The organism is Pseudomonas sp. BF-R-01 (assembly GCF_019946615.1).
GTDB classification, from domain to species: domain Bacteria; phylum Pseudomonadota; class Gammaproteobacteria; order Pseudomonadales; family Pseudomonadaceae; genus Aquipseudomonas; species Aquipseudomonas migulae.
The window spans coordinates 47,913-71,286 of sequence record NZ_JAGYFX010000022.1 but is presented as its reverse complement, the minus strand read 5'-3'; the positions used below and the strand labels follow the sequence as shown (position 1 = coordinate 71,286).

The 23,374-nt window shown below is 60.8% G+C and carries 24 protein-coding genes; 12 read left to right on the top strand and 12 right to left on the bottom strand.

Translation table 11 applies throughout. The features are described from left to right. Positions 1-215 precede the first annotated feature (215 nt). Positions 216-1,376: an N-methyl-L-tryptophan oxidase gene (gene solA, locus KGB27_RS11280; protein ID WP_223554519.1), complete on the bottom strand. Its 1,161-nt coding sequence runs from the start codon at positions 1,374-1,376 to the stop codon at positions 216-218. Between the two features lie 247 nt (positions 1,377-1,623). Between solA and KGB27_RS11275 the strand changes: the two genes are divergently transcribed. Beyond that, positions 1,624-1,896, top strand: coding sequence for a DUF2790 domain-containing protein (locus KGB27_RS11275; protein WP_192228777.1), 273 nt, complete (start codon positions 1,624-1,626; stop codon positions 1,894-1,896). 48 nt (positions 1,897-1,944) lie between these two features. On the opposite strand, the gene KGB27_RS11270 is transcribed toward KGB27_RS11275, so the two are convergent. From KGB27_RS11270 to KGB27_RS11250, 5 genes are all read right to left on the bottom strand, one after another. Then, positions 1,945-2,883, bottom strand: coding sequence for a LysR family transcriptional regulator (locus tag KGB27_RS11270; protein WP_223554515.1), 939 nt, complete (start codon positions 2,881-2,883; stop codon positions 1,945-1,947). Positions 2,884-2,949: 66 nt separating this feature from the next. After that, a complete protein-coding gene (locus KGB27_RS11265; RefSeq protein ID WP_223554513.1) occupies positions 2,950-3,900 on the bottom strand; it encodes an aldo/keto reductase in 951 nt (316 codons plus the stop codon). A gap of 31 nt (positions 3,901-3,931) precedes the next feature. Continuing rightward, on the bottom strand, positions 3,932-5,410 hold the full coding sequence (locus KGB27_RS11260) for an efflux transporter outer membrane subunit (protein ID WP_223554510.1): 1,479 nt from the start codon (positions 5,408-5,410) through the stop codon (positions 3,932-3,934). 19 nt (positions 5,411-5,429) lie between these two features. Next, on the bottom strand, positions 5,430-6,923 hold the full coding sequence (locus KGB27_RS11255) for a DHA2 family efflux MFS transporter permease subunit (RefSeq protein WP_223554508.1): 1,494 nt from the start codon (positions 6,921-6,923) through the stop codon (positions 5,430-5,432). After that, a complete protein-coding gene (locus tag KGB27_RS11250) occupies positions 6,923-8,059 on the bottom strand; it encodes an HlyD family secretion protein (RefSeq protein ID WP_207286146.1) in 1,137 nt (378 codons plus the stop codon). The genes KGB27_RS11255 and KGB27_RS11250 overlap by 1 nt, the downstream gene beginning before the upstream one ends. A 226-nt stretch (positions 8,060-8,285) precedes the next feature. Between KGB27_RS11250 and KGB27_RS11245 the strand changes: the two genes are divergently transcribed. The 3 genes from KGB27_RS11245 to KGB27_RS11235 all read left to right on the top strand — a co-directional run bounded on the left by KGB27_RS11245 (position 8,286) and on the right by KGB27_RS11235 (position 11,286). After that, positions 8,286-8,909 (top strand): TetR/AcrR family transcriptional regulator, encoded by a 624-nt coding sequence (locus KGB27_RS11245; protein ID WP_207286147.1) that lies wholly within the window; start codon positions 8,286-8,288, stop codon positions 8,907-8,909. Between the two features lie 8 nt (positions 8,910-8,917). Next, positions 8,918-9,436, top strand: coding sequence for a G/U mismatch-specific DNA glycosylase (mug, locus tag KGB27_RS11240; RefSeq protein ID WP_223554524.1), 519 nt, complete (start codon positions 8,918-8,920; stop codon positions 9,434-9,436). 134 nt (positions 9,437-9,570) lie between these two features. Then, on the top strand, positions 9,571-11,286 hold the full coding sequence (locus KGB27_RS11235; protein WP_223554505.1) for an amidase: 1,716 nt from the start codon (positions 9,571-9,573) through the stop codon (positions 11,284-11,286). Between the two features lie 12 nt (positions 11,287-11,298). On the opposite strand, the gene KGB27_RS11230 is transcribed toward KGB27_RS11235, so the two are convergent. Next, on the bottom strand, positions 11,299-12,198 hold the full coding sequence (locus KGB27_RS11230; RefSeq protein WP_192418435.1) for a LysR family transcriptional regulator: 900 nt from the start codon (positions 12,196-12,198) through the stop codon (positions 11,299-11,301). A gap of 228 nt (positions 12,199-12,426) precedes the next feature. Here KGB27_RS11230 and KGB27_RS11225 point away from each other — a divergent pair, with 228 nt between their 5' ends. From KGB27_RS11225 to KGB27_RS11215, 3 genes are read left to right on the top strand one after another with little or no spacing between them, the layout of a single operon-like run. Next, a complete protein-coding gene (locus KGB27_RS11225) occupies positions 12,427-13,125 on the top strand; it encodes a CoA transferase subunit A (protein WP_008026716.1) in 699 nt (232 codons plus the stop codon). Positions 13,126-13,161: 36 nt separating this feature from the next. Next, positions 13,162-13,827, top strand: coding sequence for a CoA transferase subunit B (locus KGB27_RS11220; protein WP_008026717.1), 666 nt, complete (start codon positions 13,162-13,164; stop codon positions 13,825-13,827). Between the two features lie 11 nt (positions 13,828-13,838). Next, on the top strand, positions 13,839-15,020 hold the full coding sequence (locus KGB27_RS11215) for an acetyl-CoA C-acetyltransferase (RefSeq protein WP_223554503.1): 1,182 nt from the start codon (positions 13,839-13,841) through the stop codon (positions 15,018-15,020). Positions 15,021-15,234: 214 nt separating this feature from the next. On the opposite strand, the gene KGB27_RS11210 is transcribed toward KGB27_RS11215, so the two are convergent. Next, positions 15,235-15,837 (bottom strand): NADPH-dependent F420 reductase, encoded by a 603-nt coding sequence (locus KGB27_RS11210; RefSeq protein ID WP_223554501.1) that lies wholly within the window; start codon positions 15,835-15,837, stop codon positions 15,235-15,237. Between the two features lie 112 nt (positions 15,838-15,949). Here KGB27_RS11210 and KGB27_RS11205 point away from each other — a divergent pair, with 112 nt between their 5' ends. Continuing rightward, entirely contained in the window at positions 15,950-16,843 is an 894-nt protein-coding gene (locus KGB27_RS11205) for a LysR family transcriptional regulator (RefSeq protein ID WP_223554498.1), read from the top strand. A gap of 91 nt (positions 16,844-16,934) precedes the next feature. Here KGB27_RS11205 and KGB27_RS11200 read toward each other — a convergent pair whose 3' ends face one another. Both KGB27_RS11200 and KGB27_RS11195 read right to left on the bottom strand, forming a co-directional pair. Continuing rightward, complete coding sequence (locus KGB27_RS11200) at positions 16,935-18,254, bottom strand: Nramp family divalent metal transporter (protein ID WP_008026721.1); 1,320 nt, start codon at positions 18,252-18,254, stop codon at positions 16,935-16,937. 227 nt (positions 18,255-18,481) lie between these two features. Next, entirely contained in the window at positions 18,482-19,015 is a 534-nt protein-coding gene (locus KGB27_RS11195; RefSeq protein ID WP_223554495.1) for a chalcone isomerase family protein, read from the bottom strand. Between the two features lie 157 nt (positions 19,016-19,172). Between KGB27_RS11195 and KGB27_RS11190 the strand changes: the two genes are divergently transcribed. The 3 genes from KGB27_RS11190 (at position 19,173) to KGB27_RS11180 (ending at position 21,078) form a co-directional block, all read left to right on the top strand. Continuing rightward, positions 19,173-19,964 carry a hypothetical protein gene (locus KGB27_RS11190; protein WP_223554493.1) on the top strand — a complete coding sequence of 264 codons (792 nt, stop codon included), beginning with the start codon at positions 19,173-19,175 and terminating at the stop codon, positions 19,962-19,964. Between the two features lie 84 nt (positions 19,965-20,048). Then, positions 20,049-20,723 (top strand): glutathione S-transferase family protein, encoded by a 675-nt coding sequence (locus KGB27_RS11185; RefSeq protein ID WP_008026724.1) that lies wholly within the window; start codon positions 20,049-20,051, stop codon positions 20,721-20,723. A 28-nt stretch (positions 20,724-20,751) separates the two neighbouring features. Beyond that, positions 20,752-21,078 (top strand): putative quinol monooxygenase, encoded by a 327-nt coding sequence (locus tag KGB27_RS11180; RefSeq protein ID WP_192228761.1) that lies wholly within the window; start codon positions 20,752-20,754, stop codon positions 21,076-21,078. A 49-nt stretch (positions 21,079-21,127) separates the two neighbouring features. On the opposite strand, the gene KGB27_RS11175 is transcribed toward KGB27_RS11180, so the two are convergent. Further along, entirely contained in the window at positions 21,128-21,499 is a 372-nt protein-coding gene (locus KGB27_RS11175; protein ID WP_223554491.1) for a DUF6124 family protein, read from the bottom strand. 490 nt (positions 21,500-21,989) lie between these two features. Between KGB27_RS11175 and KGB27_RS11170 the strand changes: the two genes are divergently transcribed. Then, a complete protein-coding gene (locus KGB27_RS11170) occupies positions 21,990-22,550 on the top strand; it encodes a hypothetical protein (RefSeq protein WP_223554488.1) in 561 nt (186 codons plus the stop codon). Positions 22,551-22,553: 3 nt separating this feature from the next. Here KGB27_RS11170 and KGB27_RS11165 read toward each other — a convergent pair whose 3' ends face one another. Then, the gene (locus KGB27_RS11165; protein WP_223415667.1) at positions 22,554-23,270 is read right to left on the bottom strand and encodes an alpha/beta hydrolase; all 717 of its coding nucleotides are present in this window, start codon (positions 23,268-23,270) and stop codon (positions 22,554-22,556) included. Positions 23,271-23,374: the final 104 nt, after the last annotated feature.

The window sequence follows — 23,374 nt, the reverse complement described above, 5'->3', positions numbered from 1 at the left end:
CATCCCCCCAATCCGTAGGAGCCAGGCTTGCCGGCGATGGCGATTTCACGGACGCCTTCGCCGGCAAGCCTGGCTCCTACGGATTGGGGGGATGTCCGGGATTGGGGGTTCACGCCAAACCTGTAGGAGCCGGCTTGCTGGCGATGGCGATTTCACGGACGCCTTCGCCGGCAAGCCTGGCTCCTACGGATCGTGGGGTGGCCGGGATCGGCAAGTCAGGCAAACCGCTTCAACGAAAACGCCGACAGGTCCAGGTCACTGCTGCCACGCACGCACCACTGCGCCACCGCCTCGCCCAAGGCTGCGGAATGCTTGAAACCATGTCCCGAACAGGCTGACACCACCAGGGTGTTTTTCAGTGACGGATGCTCGTCGATGATGAAGTGCGAATCCGGCGTGACGGTGTACGCGCACACCGCCGACTTGGCCACACGCGAAGTCACGCCTGCGATCCGGCCGCGCACCTGACGTTCGAACATGTCGTTTTCTTCAGCGGCGCTGACGGTGCGGTCCAGCGTGTCTGGCGAGGATTCTTCAATGTATTGCTCCGTCGCGACTTTCACGCAGCCCTCGCCCGGTAACGGCGGGAAGCCGTAAAAGGACTGCGCCGGGCCGTGGCTGAAGATGAACGTCGGTGACACCTCGGCAAACCGGGCATGCTCTTCCTGCTCAAACCAGAACAGTTTCTGCCGACACACCCGCAACAAGCGGTCAAACGGCTGTCCCAACAAATCCCGGGACCACATGCCGGCACTGACCACGACTTTGTCGGCGCGGATCGTGCGCTGGTCGGTGGTGAGGGTGACGCCCTGCTCGTCCGAGCGGGTGTGCGTGACGGTTTCGCCCTTGAACAACGTGGCGCCGTGTTCCTCGGCGAGCTGCAATTGCACCGCGATGCAACGTTCCGGCCGGACGTAACCGCCACTCGGTTCGAAGTAGCCGACGGCAGTGTCCAGCACCTGGGAAAATTGCGGGAATCGCTGGCGAATCTGTTCGGCGGACAACACGTCATGCTCGATGCCGTAGGTGTTCGCCAGTTGAAGGGTGCGGTTCGTGAAGTCGTTGGCATCGTTGGCGTCATAGCCGGGGCTGGAGCTCAACACCAGCACGCCGCACTGCTCGAACAGCGACTCGCCGGACAGTGCTTCGAGTTCACGCCAGATCCGATGCGAGTTGCGGACAATGGGCACGTACGCGGCACCTTCGCCGACCGAGAGCCGAGTGATGCGCGTGTCCCCATGGCTGGAGCCCTGCGTGTGGGGAGGATGGTGGCGGTCGACGCCGATGACCCTGACCCCGGATTTCGCCAGTTGATACACCGTCGCGGCGCCCATCGCGCCGAGTCCGAGCACAGCTACTTCACACCGATGTTCCATATCGTCACCGTCCCGAAAAGGACCATTTGAGTCTGAAAGCCGCTGAAAACTCAAGAACGAAAACAGGCGGCCTGAGCCTGCCGATCCAGGATTCATGTGAAATCCGACAACAGTGTTTGTCCGGTCGACCAATATATGGCCAAGCCATAAACACCTAGCATCGACTCAACCCAGCGAGCCATTGAAGTTGTCAGCAACTTGCTCGCCAGGCAACAACCCCGAAATAGTCGATGCCAAGGTGAATACCATGAACGTTTTAAAAGCTGCGCTGTTCCTTGCTCTTGGAAGTTTAACCGCACAGGCCTTTGCAGACGAAAGCCATGCCAATGCAGAAGCCGGCCAGCTACCCGTTGAAAGTTACACCTACGGAATGAAGCTCGATATTCAGAAGATCATTACGGTGTCAGACATCGCGAACGAATGCGCACCAGTGCCGGCCCAAATGACGTATGAAGACTCTCACGGTCAACGGCATATCCTGCAATATCAAGTCATGGGCACAGGCTGCTCGAACGGTTGAGTCACGTGCGGACGATGGAGGGTCGACACTCCATGCCTGCCGCGCCTGTCAGGGTTTTGCTGGCGAACCGACAATGTCCTCATCGGAGGCCAACAGACCCGGAATGTAGTCTTTCAGAAACTCCACCCATGTCTTGATCTTCGCATCCACGAACTTTCGTGACGGGTAGATGGCAAACAAGTTGAATTCCTCGAAATGATAATCCGGTAATACGCGCACTAACGTGCCGGCTCTCAGTCCGTCCACGGCAGACGCAATGGGTTGAATACCGATCCCCATTCCATTCTTGATCGCGACCGTCATCGCATCGGCGGTGTTGACGTGAAAGGGAGAGACCGGAACGTTCACCGTCTCCACGCCGCCCGGCCCCTCGAATGCCCAGTTTTCAACCGGCATGACCGTATTCACAATCCGCAGACAATCATGTGCGCCAAGCGCCCCTGGAGAATCAGGGTGCCCGCGTTTCTTCAAGTACGCCGGCGAAGCGCAGAGGATGCTGTAAGTGATGCCCAGCCTTTGCGCGACAAACCCGGAATCGGGCAGGTCCCGCGCTAACACGATCGACATGTCATACCCCTCCTCCAGCAAATCGGGCAGCCGATTGGTCAGGGTCAGATCAAACATCACCGAGGGGTGAGTCTCTCGGTACTTGGCAATCGCATCGATCACGTAATGGTTGCCGATGGCGGACATCGCGTGAATCTTCAGCCGGCCCACCGGCGTGATGTGAGCGGTTCCTGCTTCCTCATCGGCTTCACGCACCTCTTCAAGAATTTTCTCGCAGCGCTGCAAGTAGCGCACACCGGCTTCGGTCAATGCCAGGCGTCGAGTGGTCCGGTTGATCAGGCGTGTTTGAAGCCGGGCCTCCAGACTGGTCACCGCTTTGGAAACGTTGGTCGTGGTGGTGTCCAGCATCTGCGCCGCCGCTGTAAAACTGCCGGTTTGGGCGACAGCCACGAAAAAACGCATGGTCTGGAAAATGTCCATCGCTAGGCCTCAAGGGTCTGGATAAAAAAGGGCGACCTCACAGAAAGTCGCCCCTCTCGAATCGGATTACTTCTTGCGCGCAATAAACCCGGGAACACCGGTTTCCACCACCGAGTTGAACCGTACCCGAGTGGTGATTTCTTCCTTGATTTCAAGCATCGCCCGGTGTGGCAGCGTGGACAGATCGAAGTTTTCCCGGATGTGGCTCGGTGTCGCCGACGTGGTCAGAAACGCCACGCCCCGCTGCACCGACCAGGCCAGTGCCACTTGCGCCGGGGTCTTCTGCACGCGCCGGGCGATCCCGGTAATCACCGAATCTTCCAGCACATTGGGCTCCATGCCGTGGCCGAGTGGTGCAAACGCCAGGACGATAATTCCATGTTGCTGGCAGAACTCAAGCAGTTCCCATTCCGGTAAATAAGGATGGGACTCGACTTGCACGACGGCAGGCTTGATCCGCGCCTCGGCGACAATCGCCTGCAACGCCGGCAACGTGATGTCCGACAAGCCGATGGACTTGCACCGACCTTCATCCACCAGACGCTCAAGTGCCCTCCATGTCTCGATCAACGTGACCCCTGAATCGTAGATGACGTTGCCTTGCTCGTCCCTCGGGTCCTGGTTTTCACCGGGTTGAAAGGCAAACGGCGTATGGATCAGGTAGCAGTCGATATAGTCCACTTGCAGCCGTCGGCAACTGGCCTCGAACGCCGGTTGAACCCGCTCGGGGCGATGGTTGGTGTTCCACAGCTTGGTGGTGATGAACAGGTCTTCGCGGCGGATTGTTCCGCTCGCCATCACCTCTTGCAGGGCAATGCCGACCTGTTCTTCATTTCGATAGCGCTCTGCACAATCGAAATGACGAAAGCCCGCGTGCAGGGCCTCCTTGACCGCTTGCGTGGTGACCGCAAGATCTCGAAACAGCGTGCCGAACCCAACCGCCGGCATTTCACCCGCGCCATGGTTGAGCGCAAAACGGTGATCGCGAAGTGCATCGTGAAAGGCTTCGTAAGGCATCTCTTTACTCCAATTGTCGGGGCCGCAGCCGCTATTGATACGCAGGGTTCTGTGCTTCGCGTGTGGCCACCCGTTGCTCGAATGCGCCAACGGAATTACCGCCGAGCGCCACGTACAGGCGCACCGTGTCGAGGTATTGCGCCGTCTTGATCCGGATTCGACCCAGCAACGCCTGCTGATAAGCGCGCTCCGCTTCCAGCACCTGGAGAATGCTGTTCTCGCCTTGCGCGTAGGCTTGCTGGTTCAAGCGCAAACTGGTTTCGGCCGCGCGCAATGCGTCTTCCTGAGCGAGGTTTTCCTCGGCGTCATGGTTGATGGCTTGCAACGTGTCGGCGACCTGGCCGAACGAACTGATCACGGTTTGCTGGTAACCGGCGAGTGTCGCGTTGTAGCCGTCGATGGCAGCCTGACGTTCAGCCTTGAGCGTTCCTCCATCAAAGATCGGCCCCGCCAGCCCTGCCGCAAAGCCCCAGAGTGCGGCGCCGCCATTGCCCGAAGCGGCCTGTGCCAGCGACGCGGACAACGTGACGTGGGGATAGAGGTTCGCGGTCGCGACGCCGACGGCAGCGCTGGCCATGTGCAGTTCTGCTTCTGCCTGGCGCACATCCGGTCGGTCGTGGGCCATTTCAGAAGGCAAGCTGACAGGCACGTTGGCCGGCAATACAAACTCGGCCAGGTCGAAGTCCGGCGCGATCCAGTCGCCCGGGCCTTTGCCCGTCAGAATCGAGAGTGCGTGGCGAGCCGAGTCGCGCTGCTGAGCCAGGGGTGGCAACAACGTGCGGTCTTGAGCGAGCCTGGTTTCGGCCAGCGAAACATCGATCTGCGTGGTGCTGCCATTGGCGTGGGCCATGCGCACGAGGTCGAGGTTTTTCACGTCGTTGGCCAGCAGTTTTTCGACGGCTTGCATCTGCGCATTCGCAGACGCCACCAGCAACGCCTGACTGGCGACGTTACCGGTCAGGGTCAGGTACGCCGCTTCGTAGCGATGCTTTTGCAGATCGGCAAACGCTTCCTGTTGCTCCACCAAGCGCTTGTTGCCGCCGAACGCGTCCAGGTCAAAACCGACCCGTGGCCCGATCGCATAGAAGTTGGAGACGGCCGGCTCTTTGGCGTTATGAACCCGTTGACGGCCCGCCTGGGCGCCAAAATCGACTTGCGGGTACAACGCACCTTCCGCCGCCGTCACCGAGGACGCCGCCTGGCGAATGGTTGCATCCGCCGCCACCAGTTCAAGGTTGCCCGCAATGGCCCGACGCACCACCGTGTCGAGCTTCTGCGAACGGAACGCCGTCCACCAGTCACCGCGGACCTTCTGGCCCAGGTCAATCTGCTTGTTGCCACGCTGACCGAGCCGCTGTTCGGCCTGTTGATCGTAGTGCTGCGACTGGCTCGGCGCAGGCATTTGGTAGTCGGGGCCGACGGTACAAGCGGTCAGGAACACCAGCACTGCCGCCGCGCCGAACGTGGTTTTGAACGTCTGTCTGTTGATTGCGAGCGCATGGGATTTCATTTGGCACACTCCACGAAAACTAGTTGGCCGCAGCCGGCTTGCGAAGGAAGACCACCAGTGGACTCACCACCAGCATCACCACCAGCAAAATCTTGAATTGACCGATCAGCGCGATAAAAGCCGCCTGGCCCGTGATCATTTCGTTGAGCCCTTCCAAGGCTTGCAGGGACGTCGGCACGGAAAGCGCAGCCGCGCGATAAGGCGTCAGGTTGCTGACCAGCGCCGTGTGCATCGCTTGCGTGTTGTTGAAGAAAAACAACTGCACAATCGCAACGCCCAGCGTGCTGCCGTACACCCGTGACAGGTTGAACAGACCCGTGCCTTCGGGGCGCAACGCGGGGTCGAGCGTGCTGAACGCAACCTTGGTCAGCGACGGCATCAAGACGCCGATGCCAATGCCCTGAACCGCACCGGCCACCGCCACCGGCCACTCGTCCATCAACGGCGAATAACCGAGCATCAGCCAGTTGGCATAGACCACCAGGGCGACGCCTGCCGCCACGAACCCGCGGCGGTCGAAACGCTCGGGAACACGCCCCATCAGCAGGAACGCGCCGACCAGTCCGACGCCACGCGGGATCGTCAGGAACCCCGTGGTGTCCGGCGGGTAGCCGAGAATCTCGTCGAGCATCGGCGAGGTCAGCGCCATGGTCGACAACAGCACGAAACCCACGGCGAAAAAGATGACCGTCGACAGCACAAAATTGCGGTCGTCGAACAATCGCTTGTTGAGAAAATGCACCTTCGCCGTCAGCACATGCACCGCGAACAGATAGAACCCCAATGCACAGCCCAGCGCTTCCAGGCAGATCTCGGTCGAGGCAAACCAGTCCAGGCGTTCACCACGGTCGAGCAGCATTTGCAGGCTGATCAAACCCAGCGTGAAAGTGCCAAAGCCAAAGAAGTCGAATGACGGCCGCTGCTCGGCCTTCTTCTCCTTCAGCAAAAGCGCCATCACCAGGAAGATGTACGCCGACAACGGCAGGCTGATGTAGAAGATCGGCCGCCAGTCGAAGTGTTCGCCGACCCAGCCACCGATGCTCGGCCCGCTGACGATGCCGAACAGCACGATGGCGGTCCACGTCGCGCCAAACTTCGCACGCTTCTCGAGGGCCAGGGTCTCCATTGAAATCGCCATCGACAACGGCGCAAGCACGCCACTCGCGAGCCCCTGGATGATCCGCGCGCCGACGAATTCCAGCGGCGTCGTGGCCAATGTCGCAAGCAGCAAGCCAAGGGCAAAAAAGGCCAGCGCGGTCAGATAAACACGCTTCAAGCCATAACGCCCGGCGAGCCATTGCGCGACCGGCAGGGTGATGGCGCTTGCCGCGAGGTACGAGGTGAAGATCCAGCCTGCCTGATCGTCGGTCATCGACAGGCTGCCCTGAATCAACCTGAGTACCGCGTTCGGAACAGGCAGGTTCGCCGACTGCATGTACGTCGCCAGCAGCGCCGCGAACCTCAGCGCATGCGCACCCTCTCCCGCCGGGTGTCCACTCTGTTGGCTGTTCATCAGGCGCCACCCGCAGTCAACAATGCTTTGAGCGGATGCCACCACGGCGTGCGATAACCGGTATCGACCTTGACCGTGGCGCTGGTGCCCGAGAACAGCGCCAGGGCAGGATCCGCCTCATCGAGTTCGAGGCGCACCGGAACGCGCTGCACCACCTTGACCCAGTTGCCGGTCGCGTTCTCTGGCGGCAGCAGGGCGAAGTCCGAGCCGGCCCCCGGGCTCATGCTGGTAACGTGGGCCTTGAACACGTGATCGGGATAGGTATCGATGCTGATGGTCGCTGCCTGCCCGGGGCGCATATGGGTGACCTGCGTCTCGCGGAAGTTGGCCTCGACCCAGATCTCACGATCGGACAGCAGCGCAAACGCCGGCGCGCCGTTGTTGACGAAGTTGCCCACCTGCAAGTCGTCGACCTTGGCGACAATGCCATCGTCCGGCGCGTACACCGTCGCATACCCGAGGTAAAGCTGCGCCTCGTCCAGTTGAGCCCTGGCCTCGCGCACCGTCGGGTGACTGTCCGCGTCGATGTTCGGGTTGCCGCTGAGCGCGACGACGGTGCTGGCGATCTGTTGTTCGATCGACGCAATGCGCTGCCGTGCCACTTTCAGGTCGGTGTCCGCCCGCTCGTAAACGGCCCGCGAGACAAACTCGGAGGCGACCAGCGCTTTCTTGCGGGCAAACTCTTTCTGGTCGAAATCCGCCGACTCTCTGGCGGACTGCAACTCGGCCTGCTGCTGCCGGTAACTGGCCTTGAGCCCATCGATACGCAGCCGCGCGACGCTCAACTGTGCTTCTGCACGGTTGACCGCGATCTGAAACGGCTCCGGGTTAATGCGAAACAGCACCTGGCCTTTGCGCACAAGCTGATTGTCCTGAACCGCAATCTCGACGACCTGTCCGGAAACACGTGCATTGATCGAGGCCTTGGCCACCCGGGCGTAGGCGTTGTCGGTCGAAACAAAGGGCTCGCCCGCCTGATAGCGTGCGTAGCCAAACGCGGCGAAAAGCAGCGGCACACCGACCATCAGCAGGGGCCGCATTTTCGCTTTGAACGGTTTCTTCACGGGCGCGTCAGCCGGGTTCGGACCGGGATGCCCGAGGGTCTGTGTCGCTGAGAGATCGAACTGTTTAGTCATGATCGAATACACCTTTAACCGGGAAATCGGGCTAACACCCACTGGAACAGCGCCTTACCGTGTGCGGTCGGGAGGATCGCTCCGCCGCACCTGTTTCGTAGCCGCAATACCCCGATCGAGCTCCGCTACAACAAACCCGCAAGCAAGGAATTTCTGGTTCCTTAATTTTGTGCGATGGTGTAAGAATATAGCCGCACCACCCCCAGACTCAAGGATTTTGTACGACATGGCACAAAATAAAACTACCGAGGGCAAAGGACGCGGCCGTCCTCGCGCCTATGACCCGCAGACCGCCTTGCAACAAGCGCTTGGTGTGTTTTGGAACACTGGCTATTCCGGTGCGTCTCTGGACAGCATCGCCAGCGCAGCCGGGATGAACCGGCCGAGCCTGTACGCCGCATTCGGTGACAAGCACGCGCTCTATATCAAAGCGCTTGAGCAGTATTGGGAGTTCGCCGCCGCTGCCATGCACGAGGCGCTGACGAGCGAAGAGCTGACGTTGCGCCAGGCATTGATGCAATTTTACGAGGGGCAGTTATCGATCTACTTTTCGGGTGACGGCCAACCCCGTGGTTGCTTTGCGATTGGCACGGCGACCACCGAAGCCGTCGAGGATCCGGAAATTCGCGATGTACTGTCGGATCGACTCAGCCGACTGGATGCCGACCTTGAAGCGCGTCTGCGCGTGGCCATTGATAAAGGAGAGCTCAAGGACGATGTCGACGCTGCGGCCCTCGCCGTACTCGCCTCCTCCCTGCTGCACAGCATTTCCATCCGTGCGCGGGCGGGCAAATCCCGGGCGGAACTGACCGGGCTGGCACGCAATGCGGTCAATGTGATCTGCGGTTGAGCGACGTCATGACGGGCAACAGACTCGAAGACAGGCTGGCCGAGCATCTGGCGGTGGTTTTTTGCGGCATTAACCCCGGCATGATGGCCGCCGCCCAAGGGCATCATTTTGCGGGCCGCAGCAATCGCTTCTGGCGCACCCTTCATCTGGCCGGTTTTACGCCGCAGGAAGTTCGCCCGGAAGATGACCGGACAATCGTGCAGTATCACTGTGGTTTAACGGCCGTGGTTGAGCGGCCAACGGCGCGGGCGGATCAGTTGTCGGTGGATGAATTCATCGCCGCGGCTGCGCAGTTTGAACAGAAGATCGCGCACTATGCGCCACGCTGTGTGGCTTTTCTCGGCAAGGCCGCCTATGGCGCGTTATCCGGCCAGCGCAACGTGGCCTGGGGGCTTCAGTCGCAAACGTTCGGTAACGCCTCGGTCTGGGTCTTGCCCAACCCCAGTGGCCGCAATCGCGCTTTCACCCTGGATCAACTGGTTGACGCGTATCGACAACTCTATCTGGCCCAACTTGGTGTTAAATAGCACGCTGTCGCGTAATGCAGTGCAACGAGAACGGATATGAGAACCCATTTTGAGAAAAGTGATGCCCCTGAGCCAACGCTCCCGCGTGATGGAAACATTCAACCCGTCACCCCTCAGCAGCCGGTGGTAAGCGCATGATCGAAGTCACTGAAGTGTCCATTGCCGAACTGCGCGCGGCGCTCGAATCCGGGCAGACCACCGCCGTCGAACTGGTGCAGGCTTACCTGGCCCGGATCGATGCCTACGATGGCCCAAACACCGCCACCGCGCTCAACGCCGTGGTGGTGCGCAATCCCGAGGCGCTCAATGAAGCGCGGGCGTCCGATGCCCGTCGGGCCAAAGGTCAAACGCTGGGGCCGCTCGATGGCATTCCCTATACCGCCAAAGACAGTTATCTGGTCAAAGGGTTGACCGCCGCCTCTGGCAGCCCCGCTTTCGCCCACCTGATTGCCTATCGCGATGCGTTCACCATCGAACGGCTTCGCGCCACGGGTGCGATCTGCCTGGGCAAAACCAACATGCCGCCGATGGCGAACGGCGGCATGCAGCGCGGGGTCTACGGCCGTGCCGAAAGCCCGTACAACGCTGACTACCTCACCGCCCCTTTCGCTTCGGGTTCGTCGAACGGCGCCGGGACGGCGACCGCCGCCAGTTTCGCGGCCTTCGGTCTTGCGGAAGAAACCTGGTCGAGCGGTCGCGGTCCGGCCTCGAACAACGGTTTGTGCGCCTACACGCCGTCGCGCGGGGTGATCTCGGTGCGCGGCAACTGGCCGCTGACGCCGACCATGGACGTCGTCGTGCCCTTCGCCAGAACCATGGCCGACCTGCTTGAAGTGCTCGACGTGGTGGTGGCGGAAGATCCCGACACCCGCGGCGATCTGTGGCGGCTGCAACCCTGGGTGCCGATTCCGAGCGTCGCCTCGGTGCGCCCGGCGTCCTATGCCGAACTTGCGGTGAACGCCGATGCACTCGCCGGCAAACGCCTCGGCGTTCCGCGCATGTACATCAACGCCGATCCCGACGCGGGCACGAGCGACGCACCGGGCATCGGTGGGCCGACGGGGCAACGCATCAACACGCGTCCATCGGTGATCGGGCTCTGGGAAGAGGCCCGCAAGGCACTTGAAGCGGCGGGCGCCGAAGTGATTGAAGTCGACTTCCCGCTGGTCTCCAATTGCGAGGGTGATCGTCCGGGTGCGCCAACGGTGTTTACCCGAGGCCTGGTGTCGAAAGAGTTCCTGCATCATGAGTTGTGGGACCTGACGGCCTGGGCATTCGATGATTTCCTGCAGGCCAACGGCGACCCGAAATTGAACCGTCTGGTCGATGTCGACGGGCCGCTGATTTTCCCGCACGACCCGGGAACCCTGCCCAACCGCGAGGGCGACCTGGTCGCCGGCATGGACGAATACGTGCGGATGGCCGAGCGCGGCATCACCCCGTGGGATCAGATTTCCACAGTGCCTGATGGCTTGCGCGGGCTGGAAAAAACCCGTCGAATCGACCTGGAAGACTGGATGGATCGGCTGGGGCTCGATGCGGTGCTGTTTCCGACGGTGGCCGACGTTGCACCGGCGAATGCCGATGTCGACCCGGCCTCTGCGGACATCGCCTGGAGCAACGGCATCTGGGTGGCCAACGGCAACCTCGCCATCCGGCATTTGGGTGTGCCAACGGTCACCGTGCCGATGGGCGTGATGCCGGACATCGGCATGCCCGTCGGGCTGACGTTTGCCGGTCGTGCCTATGACGATTCGACGCTGCTGCGCTTCGCCTCGGCATTCGAGTCGACGGGAACCAAGCGCCTGATCCCGCCTCGAACCCCACCGTTGTCGGCCGCTAAAAAGTAGAACCGAGCGGTTTCACAGGGCAAGGCGTTGGTCGAAGTGTTCTTCCTTGAGAATATCGAACAACGCCTGCGCCGCCGCCGACAACTCCACCCCAGGCTTGGTCAACACCCCGATCGCCCGTTCCACCACCGGGTCACGCAGGGTAATGCACCGCGCGCCCAACTCGCGCATCTGCCCGGCACACAACGCCGGCACCGCGCTCACCCCCAGGCCGCTGGCGACCATTCTCCCGACTGTCGCCAACTGATGGCTTTCAAACTCCACCGGTAACTTCATCCCCCGCGTTTGCAAGTGCTCCTCCAGCATCACCCGCACCGTCGAAGGTCGCTGCAAGGTAATGAAAGGCTCTTCAAGCAACGTCTGCCAATCAATGTCTTCGCGCTCTGAAAAAGGCGAATCGAACGGCACCACCGCCACAAACCGGTCCCGGTACAACGGCGTGAATTGCAGCGACGAACTTTGCGTCGGTTCAAACGCTACGCCCAACTCGACCTGCCGATCGCGCACCATTTCCAGCACCTGCTCGTTGATCACGTCATTCACCGTGACGTTGACCTTCGGATAGCGTGCGCGAAACGTCTTGAGGATCGGCGGCAGCAGGTTGCCGGCAAACGACGGCATCGCCGCCAGCGTCACGCGCCCGCGCTGCAGGGTAAAACGCTGGCGCAATTCGTCCTCGACATTGTCCCAGTCCGCGATCAATCGGCGGGCCAACGGCACCAGCGACTCCCCCTCGGGCGTCAGCGCCACGTTGCGCGTGTTGCGGGTAAATAGCCGCCCGCCCAGGCCCTCCTCCAGCGCCTTGATGGTCAGGCTCAGCGCCGATTGCGACAGGTGCAATCGTTCGCAGGCAACGGCAAAACTCAGACTCTGGGCCACGGCCAGAAAGGCGCGGATCTGCTTGACTGTCATAGGCTAACTGCTCCAGTAATGAGCGCAGGTGCTTTCTGTAGGAGCATGTCTTGCCCGCGATGGCGTCCTGGAGATCGTCATCGCGGGCAAGCCATGCTCCTACAGGATTAATTGGTGAGTTTTATCTATCAATCAACCTTAAAAATCAACTTAACAAATAAATCCTCCAGCGAGACACTCCATCCCATACGGCTAGCCAGCCGCCCACAAAGAATAAAAGAGGTGCATATGGCAGGTTTCGACAAGCGCGTGAGTTCCTACGAGGAAGCTCTGGCAGGTCTTGAAGACGGCATGACGGTAATCGCTGGCGGCTTCGGCCTGTGCGGCATTCCGGAAAACCTGATCGCCGAGATCAAGCGCAAAGGCACCCGTGACCTGACCGTGGTTTCCAACAACTGCGGCGTCGACGGTTTCGGTCTTGGCGTGTTGCTGGAAGACCGGCAGATCAAAAAAGTAGTGGCCTCCTACGTTGGCGAAAACAAGCTGTTCGAAGACCAACTGCTGAAAGGCGAAATCGAAGTCGTCCTGACGCCCCAAGGCACCCTCGCCGAAAAAATGCGCGCGGGCGGCGCCGGCATCCCGGCATTCTTCACGGCTACTGGCGTCGGCACCCCGGTCGCCGAAGGCAAGGAAGTGCGCGAATTCCACGGTCGCAAGTACCTGATGGAAGAATCCATCACCGGTGACTTCGCCATCGTCAAAGGCTGGAAAGCCGACCATTTCGGCAACGTCATCTACCGCCACACCGCCCAGAACTTCAACCCGCTGGCCGCCACCGCCGGCAAGATCACCGTGGTCGAAGTCGAAGAAATCGTCGAACCCGGCGAGCTGGACCCGGCGCAGATCCACACCCCTGGCATCTACGTCGACCGGGTCATTTGCGGCACGTTCGAGAAGCGCATCGAACAGCGCACCGTGCGTAAGTGATCCCCTGCCCCCGGACCGAATGAAGGAATAACAACAATGGCACTTTCCCGCGAACAAATGGCTCAACGCGTCGCCCGCGAAATGCAGGACGGCTTCTACGTGAACCTGGGCATCGGCATTCCGACCCTCGTCGCCAACTACATTCCCGAAGGCATGGAAGTCATGCTGCAGTCGGAAAACGGCCTGCTCGGCATGGGTCCTTTTCCTACTGAAGAAACCATCGATGCCGACATGATCAACGCCGGCAAGCAAACCGTGACTGCGCGTACCGGCGCGTCGATCTTTTCCTCGGCCGAGTCCTTCGCGATGATTCGCGGGGGTCATGTCGACCTGACCGTGCTGGGCGCCTTTGAAGTTGACGTGCAAGGCAACATCGCTTCGTGGATGATCCCCGGCAAACTGGTCAAGGGCATGGGCGGCGCGATGGACCTGGTGGCCGGCGCAGACAACATCATCGTCATCATGACCCACGCGTCCAAGGACGGTGAGTCCAAGCTGCTGTCCCAATGCAGCCTGCCGCTGACCGGTGCCGGTTGCATCAAGCGCGTACTGACTGACCTGGCGTATCTTGAAATCGAAAACGGCGCGTTCATTCTCAAAGAGCGTGCGCCGGGCGTCAGCGTCGAAGAGATCGTCGCCAAGACTGCCGGTAAACTGATCGTGCCGGACCACGTTCCGGAAATGCAGTTCGCTGCCCAGTGAGGAATCATTCCATGCAAGAAGTCGTCATTGTCGCCGCCACCCGTACTGCCATCGGCAGCTTCCAGGGCTCGCTGGCCAATGTGTCCGCCGTAGACCTCGGTGCTGCGGTGATCCGTCAGTTGCTGACGCAAACCGGTCTGAACCCGGCTGAAGTCGATGAAGTGATCATGGGCCAGGTGTTGACCGCCGGCGCCGGGCAAAACCCTGCGCGTCAGTCCGCGATCAAGGCGGGCCTGCCGTTCACCGTGCCGGCCATGACCCTGAACAAGGTCTGCGGCTCGGGCCTCAAGGCCCTGCACCTGGCCACCCAGGCGATTCGCTGCGGCGACGCCGAGGTGATCATTGCCGGCGGCCAGGAAAACATGAGCCTTTCCAACTACGTCATGCCCGGCGCGCGCACCGGTCTGCGCATGGGTCACACGCAAATCGTCGACACCATGATCAGCGACGGTCTGTGGGATGCGTTCAACGATTACCACATGGGCATCACCGCCGAAAACCTGGCTGAAAAGTACAGCCTGACCCGCGAGCAACAGGACGCCTTCGCTGCGGCCTCGCAGCAGAAAGCCACGGCCGCCATCGAAGCCGGGCGTTTTGCCGATGAGATCACGCCGATCCTGATTCCGCAGCGCAAGGGCGATCCGCTGTCCTTCGCCACCGACGAACAGCCACGCGCCGGCACCACCGCCGAAGCCCTGGGCAAACTGAAACCGGCCTTCAAGAAGGACGGTTCGGTGACTGCCGGTAACGCCTCGTCGCTGAACGATGGCGCCGCCGCCGTGATCCTGATGAGCGCGGACAAAGCCAAGGCCCTGGGCCTGCCGGTGCTGGCAAAAATCGCGGCTTACGCCAACGCGGGCGTGGACCCGGCGATCATGGGCATCGGCCCGGTCTCGGCCACTCGCCGTTGCCTGAGCAAAGCCGGCTGGTCCATCGACCAACTGGACCTGATCGAAGCCAACGAAGCCTTCGCCGCGCAATCCCTGGCGGTAGCCAAGGACCTGGAATGGGACTTGAACAAGGTCAACGTCAACGGCGGCGCCATCGCCCTCGGTCACCCGATCGGTGCGTCGGGTTGCCGTGTGCTGGTGACTTTGCTGCATGAAATGATCAAGCGCGACGCCAAGAAAGGCCTCGCCACCCTGTGCATCGGTGGTGGTCAGGGCGTGGCACTGGCGATCGAACGGGCTTAACGCGTTCAACGGACGGCGCGGGGACCCACGAAGATCCGCGCCATCCGGCAACACCCCTCATTCTCAAACGAGGGAGCATTTCTGTAGGAGCCAGCTTGCTGGCGATGGCGGAGCAACATTCAACATTGATGTTGCCCGATACACCGCCATCGTCGGAACGCCGCCCGCAGCAAGCCGGCTCCTACAGGATTTGCGTTTATTGCCGCAAACCGTGTCAGGCGAACTTCACGAGGTTCAACACTGGCAACGGCCCACCCGGAAACTGCGCCAACCGCGCGCCGACACTCAACTCCCCAAGATCAATCCCGAAGAAGCCCAAGCGCTCGGTCAACGCAACCACCTGAGCTTTCGCCTCGGCATCATCGCCCGACACAAACAGCACCCGCCGACCGCCCTCCGCCGCCGGATCACTCTCCAGCAAGCGCGCCGCCAGGTGATTGAACGCCTTCACCACCCTCGCCCCCGGCACCCATTCAGCGAACACTTCGCTGGACGTACGGCCGTGCAAATCCACCGCCTTGAACGACGGCGCCTCAATCGAGTTATTGGCGTCGATCACGATCCGCCCGCCGAAGTCCGGCAGACCAGCGAGTGCTGTCGGCAACTTCGACCAGTTGACCGCCACCAGAACGATTGGCTGGGCGGCCGCTTCTTCACGGGTGCCGGCGCGCGCCGTCGGACCGAGCTCCGCTACCAGCGATGACAGCGTTTCAGGTCCACGACTGTTGGCAATGACCACTTCGATGCCCTGACGGGACAAGGCTCTGGCAAACGCTGAACCAATGGCGCCAGCGCCGATGATGCCGATAGTACTCATGGTGATTCACTCCAAGGGGTTGTCGTTGGCGTGAATACTGCGCTTGTCATTAGCCCTTGATTAGCGGGTAATGATTTGAATGATTTTCAAGCATTCATAGCAGGTACCAGACATGGAAACCCTCGCCAACCTCGAATCTTTTGTACGCAGCGCTGAAACGGGCAGTTTTTCCGCCGCGGCACGTTTGCTGGCGCTGACACCCGCCGCGGTCAGCCGCAACGTGGCGATGCTGGAACGCAATATGGGTGTGCGGTTGTTCCAGCGTTCGACCCGCAAGCTGTCGCTCACTGAAGCCGGTGAGGGTTTTCTGGCCAGCATCGGCGGCAACCTGGAGGCGTTGCAAGCGGCGATCAGTGCCGTGAGCAGCGATCGCGGGGAGCCGGCCGGTGTGCTCAAGGTCAGCCTGGCGCCGACGTTTGGCATCGGTCATGTGCTGCCGTTGTTGCCGCAGTTCCTGGCGCGTTATCCGCTGATTCGCCCGGAATGGCACTTCGAAAATCGCCAGGTGGATTTGATTGCTGAAGGCTATGACGCGGCCATCGGCGGCGGCTTTGAACTCACGCCAGGGGTCATCTCACGGACATTGGCGGCGGCGGATATCGTCGCGGTGGCCTCACCGGCCTACCTGGCAGGACGCACGCTGCCGCGTACGCCGGCCGACCTGATCGGACACACCGGCATTGTGATGCGCGGCATTCGTACCGGGCGGATTCGTCAGTGGGTGATGCACGATCGAGCGGGCCATGAAGAGAGCGCCGGTCTGAACGAAAACATCGTGCTCAACGATCCAGCCGCCATGCGTGAGGCAGCGCTCCTGGGCCTGGGGGTGACGCTGCTGGTGTTGCCGGATGTGGCAGCGAACATCGAGCGCGGGGAACTGGTGCGCCTGCTGCCGGACTGGCACGCCGATGCGGGGCCGATCTCGCTGTATTACCCGAGCCGGACGCTGATGCCGGCCAAGACCCGGGTGTTCATTGATTTTGTGGTTGAGGCGTTTCAGCGGTAGACCGCGTCATCGTTCATCGCCGGCAAGCCGGCTCCTACAGGTTCACCATGTCCTTGTAGGAGCCAGCTTGCTGGCGATGGCGGCCGAACAGTCACCCAAAAAACTGAAAGATCAACCAACTATTCGCCCCACTGATCACCGCAAACAACCCCCACGCCAACACTCGCGTCGGCAATCGATTCACAAACGGCCCCATCAACTTGTGATCATTGGTCATGCGAATCAACGGATACAACGCAAACGGCAACTGCAAACTCAGCACCACCTGACTCAACACCAGCAGCTTGCCAATCGCGTTATCCCCCATCAGCCACACACCGATAAACGCCGGGATCAACGCCAGCCCCCGGGTAATCAACCGCCGTTGCCAGCAGGGAATCCGCAGGTTGAGGTAACCCTCCATGATCACTTGCCCGGCGATGGTGCCGGTGAACGTCGAACTCTGACCGGACGCCAGCAACGCGACGCCGAACAGCACGCTGGCCAACGCGCCGCCCACCAGCGGGTCGAGCAAGTGATAGGCGTCCTGAATGTCCACCACATCGGTGTGCCCGGTCTTGTGGAAGGCCGCGGCCGCGAGGATCAGGATCGCCGCGTTCACCAGCAGCGCCAGTGCCAGGGAACCGATGGTGTCGATGCGCGCCAGTTTCACCGCGTCCTGCTTGCTGGCCAGGTCCTTGCCGATCATCCGGGTCTGTACGATCGAGGTGTGCAGGTACAAGTTATGCGGCATGACCGTGGCCCCGAGAATCCCGATGGCCAGGTACAGCGGCGCCGCATCGCCGATGGCCGACAGTGACGGTGTAAAACCCCGTGCGACGTCCGGCCAGTAAGGCTTGATCAGCAACAATTCAACGAAGAAACACACACCGATGGTGCTCACCAGCACCAGCATGATCGCTTCCAGTCGGCGGAAGCCACGGTTCTGCAGGGCCAGCACCAGCAGCGTGTCGAACGCCGTGAGGGCGATGCCGACGCTCAGCGAACAGCCCAACAGCAGATGGAACGCCAGCGCACAGCCGAGCACTTCGGCGAGGTCGGTGGCGATGATCGAGATCTCTGCCAGCACCCATTGGGTCCGTGCGGTCCGCGTGCTGTAGCGCTCGCGGGACAACTGCGCCAGATCGCGCCCAGTGGCAATGCCCAGGCGCGAGCACAAACACTGCACCACCATCCCCGCCAGACTCGCCAGCAACACCACAAACAACAGGCTGTAACCAAACCGCGAACCGGCCTCGATGGCGGTGGCCCAGTTGCCCGGGTCCATGTAGCCGATGGACACCAGCAAGCCCGGGCCGGCGAAACGCAGGACACGCTTGAAAAATGACGCGCGAGGGTCAACGGCAACGCTGCCCGCCACTTCCGGCGGACAAAACGGCGCAGTGGCGACTTTGGGCAAACTGAATTTCACGCAAACATTCCAGAAAACAGGCGGGAGGGCGCAGCTTAGACGTTTCGCGCTTTTCGGTGTACAGACAAAACGCAAAGATCGCCGCTGCGGCCTTTGCTTTTGTAGGAGCAAGCTTGCTCGCGATAAACGATGACGCGGAACGTCTGGACCACCGAGGTGCTGCCATCGCGAGCAATCGAGCGTCGACCGGCTGCTCCTACAAAGGCAAAAGCAACGGCGGGTGATGATCAGGGCTTGGCAATGCCCAACAACTGCTCCCGCAACTCGGGATTGCTCGTGCGCGGGTCGAGCCAGATATCAAAAAACGCCCGGGCGAACACCGGGTCCGTCACCTCGTACTGCAACTGCGGGCCGACAAAAAAACGTGCGCCCTGCCCCGGCAAGTAAACCCCGATGAGTCGGGTCCCGGCCTGCACATCGACAAACGCCTGCTGCATCTGCGCCTGCCATACCGCGAGTTGCCCGGCACTCACCGATGTGCCCGACAGTCGTTTGATTTCTTCGACGCTGGCCTGGACCAGATCGTCCCGGGAAATCCTGCGCTGATAAATCAGCTCCAGGGCGAACGGCTGGTCGCTCGCAAATGGCTGCGCGGCGCTCCACAGACGAGCGTTGTAGATATCGAAACCGAACATCCGGAACTCGCCGGTACCAACGATTTGGGCGCCAGGCAAAGACTCCTGCCAGTTGGCCAACGCGTGGTTGCCCAGCAATACCAACAGCCACAGGGTATGCCGCAGAGGTGATCGTGGTCGGGTCATGATCGGCTCGATTCAGCGCGTATGGGTTCTGTTACTTATACGCATAAAGTGTTGCTGTACAAGCTTTCAACTTTGTATACAAAAACAGCTAATCCTTAGAGCAATCTACTTGTCGCAATGCTAACGTTGCCGCTTCACTCAGGTCGGAGGCGCCTACGTGCTGCTGCTCAAACTGCTGGTCATTCCCGGGTTTCTCTTACTGATCTCCCTCGCGGGCAAACGCTGGGGCCCGAGTGTCGCCGGTTGGCTGTCAGGGTTGCCGGTGGTGGTCGGGCCGATTCTGTTCTTCCTCGCCATCGAACAAGGCGAAGTGTTTGCCGCGCAATCGGCGACCGCCGCGTTATCCGCGATGTTCGCGATGATTGCCTTCTGCGTAACCTACGCCCAGGTCGCCCAACGCGCGGGATGGCCTTGGGCGCTGACGGTTTCGTTGCTGGTCTGGGCCACAGCGGCGGTGGTGCTGTCGGTGATTCCACCGTCCCTGGTGTTCTCGGTGATCGCCGCCGCGACCGCGCTGCTGGCGGCGCCTTACCTGTTTCCCAAGGTGCAGCCGATCGTCTCCGGCCCGGCACCAAAGTCCGACAAATTGCTGCTGCGCATGATTGCCGGCGCCCTTCTCACTCTCGCGGTCACCTGGCTCGCCAGCACCGTCGGCGAACGCTGGAGCGGCCTGCTCGCGGTGTTCCCGGTGCTGGGCAGCGTGATGGCGGTGTTTTCCCAGCAAACCCGTGGCCCGGCGTTTACCGCCGCCTTGTTGCGCGCCACGGCCACCGGCATGTATTCGTTCAGCGCGTTCTGCCTGGTCCTGGCGCTGACCTTGCCGGGCATGGGCCTGAAGGCTTTTGGCCTGGGCGTCGCGGTGTCGGTCGCCATGCTCGGCGTCACCCGGCGCCTGTTGGCCAAACCGGTGGCAACGCCCGCAACACATTCAACTATTTCGAACGAGTAGAACAACAACCCCGTACGTCAATCGAACAGGTTTCGCCCACTATCAGCCTCAGTTCCTGACCAACCACTGACTGAGGCCTACACCATGAAATTCTTTTTCCACCCTTCGCCAAACCCGATGAAAGTCGCCCTGCTGCTCGAAGAACTGCAAACGCCGTACGAATTGATCGGCGTCGACACCTTCAAGGGCGAGCAACACCAGCCAGCCTTCCTGGCGATCAACCCGAACGCCAAAGTGCCAGCGCTGGTCGATGGCGACGCCACCGTGTTCGACTCCCAGGCGATCCTGTTGCACCTCGCGCAAAAACATCAGCGCTTCCTGCCGACCTCCGTTGCCGGCCAGGCCGAGCTGCTGTCGTGGCTGATGTTCATCGCCACCGGCCTGTCGCCATTCTCGGGTCAGGCGGTGCACTTCCTGCACCACGCCCCGGAAGACCTGGCCTACGCAAAAAACCGTTACCTCAAGGAAGTCGAGCGTCATTACCGCGTGCTCGATCAGCGCCTGGCCGACCATCAATACCTGGCCGGCGACACCTATAGCATCGCCGACATGGCGCTGTGGGGCTGGGCCAATTACGCGCCATACATCCTCGGCGAAAACGGTTTGGCGGCGTACCCGAACGTCAAGCGCCTGTTCGATGAAATCAGCGCTCGCCCGGCAGCCGTACGTGCTCACGGCCTCAAAGAGAAGCTGGTACTGAAAGCGGAATTCGACGAAGAAACCCGTCGTAACCTGTTCCCGCAAAACCAGGCGCAGTAATCCATTCCCCGCATGCGAAGGTGATGAAATGAGTGATCAAGTCGCGTTTATCGTTTACCTGCCAGCCAAACCGGAACGCTTCGCCGAAACAAAGCAGCGCCTGCTGGACGTGGTGCACCAGATGTCGGCCGAGCCGGACTTCGTCAACACCTGGGTCCATCAGTTGCAGGACGAGCCGAACACTCTGGTGCTCTACGAAACCTGGAACTGCAGCAAGGAAGACTTCATCACGCGTCACCTGAGCAAGCCGTATCGCCAGGACTATGAAAAGCTGTTGCCGGAGCTGTTGGCCAGCGACCGTCGGATCGAGTTTCTGGACGTGATCGAGAGCTACCCGGTGCGCCGCGACGTGTAACAGCGTAATCCCCGTGGTGAGGGCCAACCTCTCACCACGGGCACTCTTATTACTCGGCGGCGTCGAGTTTATCCAGCGCCTGGTTCACCGCCAGCTCCCCAAGCATGATGACCTGCGCAATGCCCAACAGCGAATTGCGACGGGTCCCCTCCATATGATCCGCCAGGTCCATGGCCATGACATTGGCCGATGCCAGCGACTCGCACGCATGGCTGAGCAGGGTCTGGACATCGAGTTCCGGGTTGACGCTGAACATGCTGTCGAGTTGCCTTGGCGTGGCATTGATCAGGGCAATGTGCGCGGCAGGATTGGCGTAAAAGTCGAGGGCGAGCTTGATGGTCTCTTCGAGCTTCTCTTGGTCAGTGCTTTGGGCTGGAGCGGACAGGTCCGGGTTGGGGGGATTGGGTGTTGGTTTGGGCATAGATGGAGCTCCGATGCTACTTAGAAGGAGCCATCAACCTCTCGCTACCAAACGGAGGGTGGCGGCCATACGAAGGTTGGTAGACCGGGCATCGGAACCGGCGCCCCCGAAGGAGCCCTGCGCATGGCCACCATAAAACGCAGCCCTGAGAAAGGGCCGAACAAGGTGACGCTATGCGTCGATGCTGAGGGTCTACCAAACCCGATCACTGTGTTTTCAGCGACCGGAAAACAATAGAACCCACCCCAAAAGCGCACAAGCCGGCGGATTCTTACGTACCTGTAGGCAACGACGCAAGGTGTTGTAGCTTTCATGAAGTAACGCTGAGCGCGGTTAAACAAGCCTTCGTAAATACGTTGATTAGCCGTAAACGCGAGGTTCAAAAGCTTTTCGCTCACCAGAACCCGACCGCCCGTTAGCCCACACTGGAATGCGTCACGACCTCCATGGGATGATCGCCCCCACCGCGAGACCACCCTGGAGATTTTGAATGTCACTGTTGAGTAAAAAAGCCGTTGTCCTGCTGCTGGCAGTGGCTGCCAGCCTGGGGGCTTTGAATGCACAGGCGGCTAAAGAGGTAGCGCCAGCGCAGAACGTCTCGATGCTGGGCGGAAAATTCAAATTCAACCTGCCCAAGGGCTTCGTTGCCAACCCGCTGCCGGCGGACGCGACCGGTGCGAGTGGCACCATGTACACCAACGCAACCACGAAAACCGTAGTGATTGCCGCTGAAAACACCATTCCTGGTGGCGTCAACGCCAAGGACAACGACGGTGAGTTCCTCGATACCACGGCGTCCGACTTCGCCACTCAACAAGCCAAGGCTCTGCCGGATTTCACCAAGCTCAGTGAGAAAAGCCTGACCCAGAAAGGCACCGGCCTCGGTCTGCGGGAGATCGACAGCATCGCCACCCAGGGCGGCGGCAAGACCCTCGATACCACGCTGATGGCCGCCTCGGGCACGCGCATGGCGCTGGTAAAGGTGATTTCCCGTCTCAGCGACAATGCCGGCCACGAAGCGCTGGTTAAACAGATCGTCAGCGGCAAGTAAGGCTCAGGGGTTGAGGCGCTGCAACCAGGCGCTCAAATCCTGCATTTCGGCGGCACTGATGTTGTGGCCAACACCTGGGTAGGCATGAAATTCAGGCTTGAGTGACAGGCTCTGTAACAGGCTGTTCGCCTCGGTGCCGTCGTTGAAGGGAAGGCGTTTGTCCGCCGTTCCATGCCCGATGAAAATCGCCAGTTTCTGAAGTTTTTCATCGGGTTTGAGCTCGGACTTGAGCACCGGCAAAATTCGCCCGCTCAACGCCGCGATCCCGCCCACGGCCTCGGGATGACGCAACGCGACTTCGTAAGACATGATCGCGCCCTGGCTGAAGCCCACCAGGAAAACCTTGTTCGGTACTGTGTGATATTTCTTCGCAGCCTGTGCGACGAAATCCAGCAACACCGGGCCGCTGGCCTTCAGGTCATCCGTCTCGCCGTTGTAGGCACCTTCTCCCTTCTTGCGAAACCACTGATAGCTGCCCTCCTCCATGACCATCGGTGCGCGCACCGACAGGTAGTTGTAGTGGACAGGCAATTCATCCTTGATGCCGAACAAGTCCTGTTCGTTACTGCCGTAGCCGTGGAGGAAAATCACCAGGGGTTGATTGACCGATTCGGGGTTGGCCTGCTCCAGGTATTTGAGCGGCAGATCGGTATGCAGCGGGGTTTCAGCGTGGACGGCGGCGGACGCCAGGAGTGTCAGCAGAGCGAGAACCTTCAACATAAACCTTCCTTCACAGAGCGCAGGATTCGGGGTTGAGCCTAACATTTCCTGTTGCCGATGCACTCGCAGTGCTGCTGATACCGCTATCGCGAGCAGGCTCGCTC

What these genes read in the sequence shown, in the direction of transcription:
- solA (WP_223554519.1), bottom strand. Translation starts at nt 1,376, where the DNA reads ATGGAACATCGGTGTGAAGTAGCTGTGCTCGGACTCGGCGCGATGGGC.
- KGB27_RS11275 (WP_192228777.1), top strand. Translation starts at nt 1,624, where the DNA reads ATGAACGTTTTAAAAGCTGCGCTGTTCCTTGCTCTTGGAAGTTTAACC.
- KGB27_RS11270 (WP_223554515.1), bottom strand. Translation starts at nt 2,883, where the DNA reads ATGGACATTTTCCAGACCATGCGTTTTTTCGTGGCTGTCGCCCAAACC.
- KGB27_RS11265 (WP_223554513.1), bottom strand. Translation starts at nt 3,900, where the DNA reads ATGCCTTACGAAGCCTTTCACGATGCACTTCGCGATCACCGTTTTGCG.
- KGB27_RS11260 (WP_223554510.1), bottom strand. Translation starts at nt 5,410, where the DNA reads ATGAAATCCCATGCGCTCGCAATCAACAGACAGACGTTCAAAACCACG.
- KGB27_RS11255 (WP_223554508.1), bottom strand. Translation starts at nt 6,923, where the DNA reads ATGAACAGCCAACAGAGTGGACACCCGGCGGGAGAGGGTGCGCATGCG.
- KGB27_RS11250 (WP_207286146.1), bottom strand. Translation starts at nt 8,059, where the DNA reads ATGACTAAACAGTTCGATCTCTCAGCGACACAGACCCTCGGGCATCCC.
- KGB27_RS11245 (WP_207286147.1), top strand. Translation starts at nt 8,286, where the DNA reads ATGGCACAAAATAAAACTACCGAGGGCAAAGGACGCGGCCGTCCTCGC.
- mug (WP_223554524.1), top strand. Translation starts at nt 8,918, where the DNA reads ATGACGGGCAACAGACTCGAAGACAGGCTGGCCGAGCATCTGGCGGTG.
- KGB27_RS11235 (WP_223554505.1), top strand. Translation starts at nt 9,571, where the DNA reads ATGATCGAAGTCACTGAAGTGTCCATTGCCGAACTGCGCGCGGCGCTC.
- KGB27_RS11230 (WP_192418435.1), bottom strand. Translation starts at nt 12,198, where the DNA reads ATGACAGTCAAGCAGATCCGCGCCTTTCTGGCCGTGGCCCAGAGTCTG.
- KGB27_RS11225 (WP_008026716.1), top strand. Translation starts at nt 12,427, where the DNA reads ATGGCAGGTTTCGACAAGCGCGTGAGTTCCTACGAGGAAGCTCTGGCA.
- KGB27_RS11220 (WP_008026717.1), top strand. Translation starts at nt 13,162, where the DNA reads ATGGCACTTTCCCGCGAACAAATGGCTCAACGCGTCGCCCGCGAAATG.
- KGB27_RS11215 (WP_223554503.1), top strand. Translation starts at nt 13,839, where the DNA reads ATGCAAGAAGTCGTCATTGTCGCCGCCACCCGTACTGCCATCGGCAGC.
- KGB27_RS11210 (WP_223554501.1), bottom strand. Translation starts at nt 15,837, where the DNA reads ATGAGTACTATCGGCATCATCGGCGCTGGCGCCATTGGTTCAGCGTTT.
- KGB27_RS11205 (WP_223554498.1), top strand. Translation starts at nt 15,950, where the DNA reads ATGGAAACCCTCGCCAACCTCGAATCTTTTGTACGCAGCGCTGAAACG.
- KGB27_RS11195 (WP_223554495.1), bottom strand. Translation starts at nt 19,015, where the DNA reads ATGACCCGACCACGATCACCTCTGCGGCATACCCTGTGGCTGTTGGTA.
- KGB27_RS11185 (WP_008026724.1), top strand. Translation starts at nt 20,049, where the DNA reads ATGAAATTCTTTTTCCACCCTTCGCCAAACCCGATGAAAGTCGCCCTG.
- KGB27_RS11180 (WP_192228761.1), top strand. Translation starts at nt 20,752, where the DNA reads ATGAGTGATCAAGTCGCGTTTATCGTTTACCTGCCAGCCAAACCGGAA.
- KGB27_RS11175 (WP_223554491.1), bottom strand. Translation starts at nt 21,499, where the DNA reads ATGCCCAAACCAACACCCAATCCCCCCAACCCGGACCTGTCCGCTCCA.
- KGB27_RS11170 (WP_223554488.1), top strand. Translation starts at nt 21,990, where the DNA reads ATGTCACTGTTGAGTAAAAAAGCCGTTGTCCTGCTGCTGGCAGTGGCT.
- KGB27_RS11165 (WP_223415667.1), bottom strand. Translation starts at nt 23,270, where the DNA reads ATGTTGAAGGTTCTCGCTCTGCTGACACTCCTGGCGTCCGCCGCCGTC.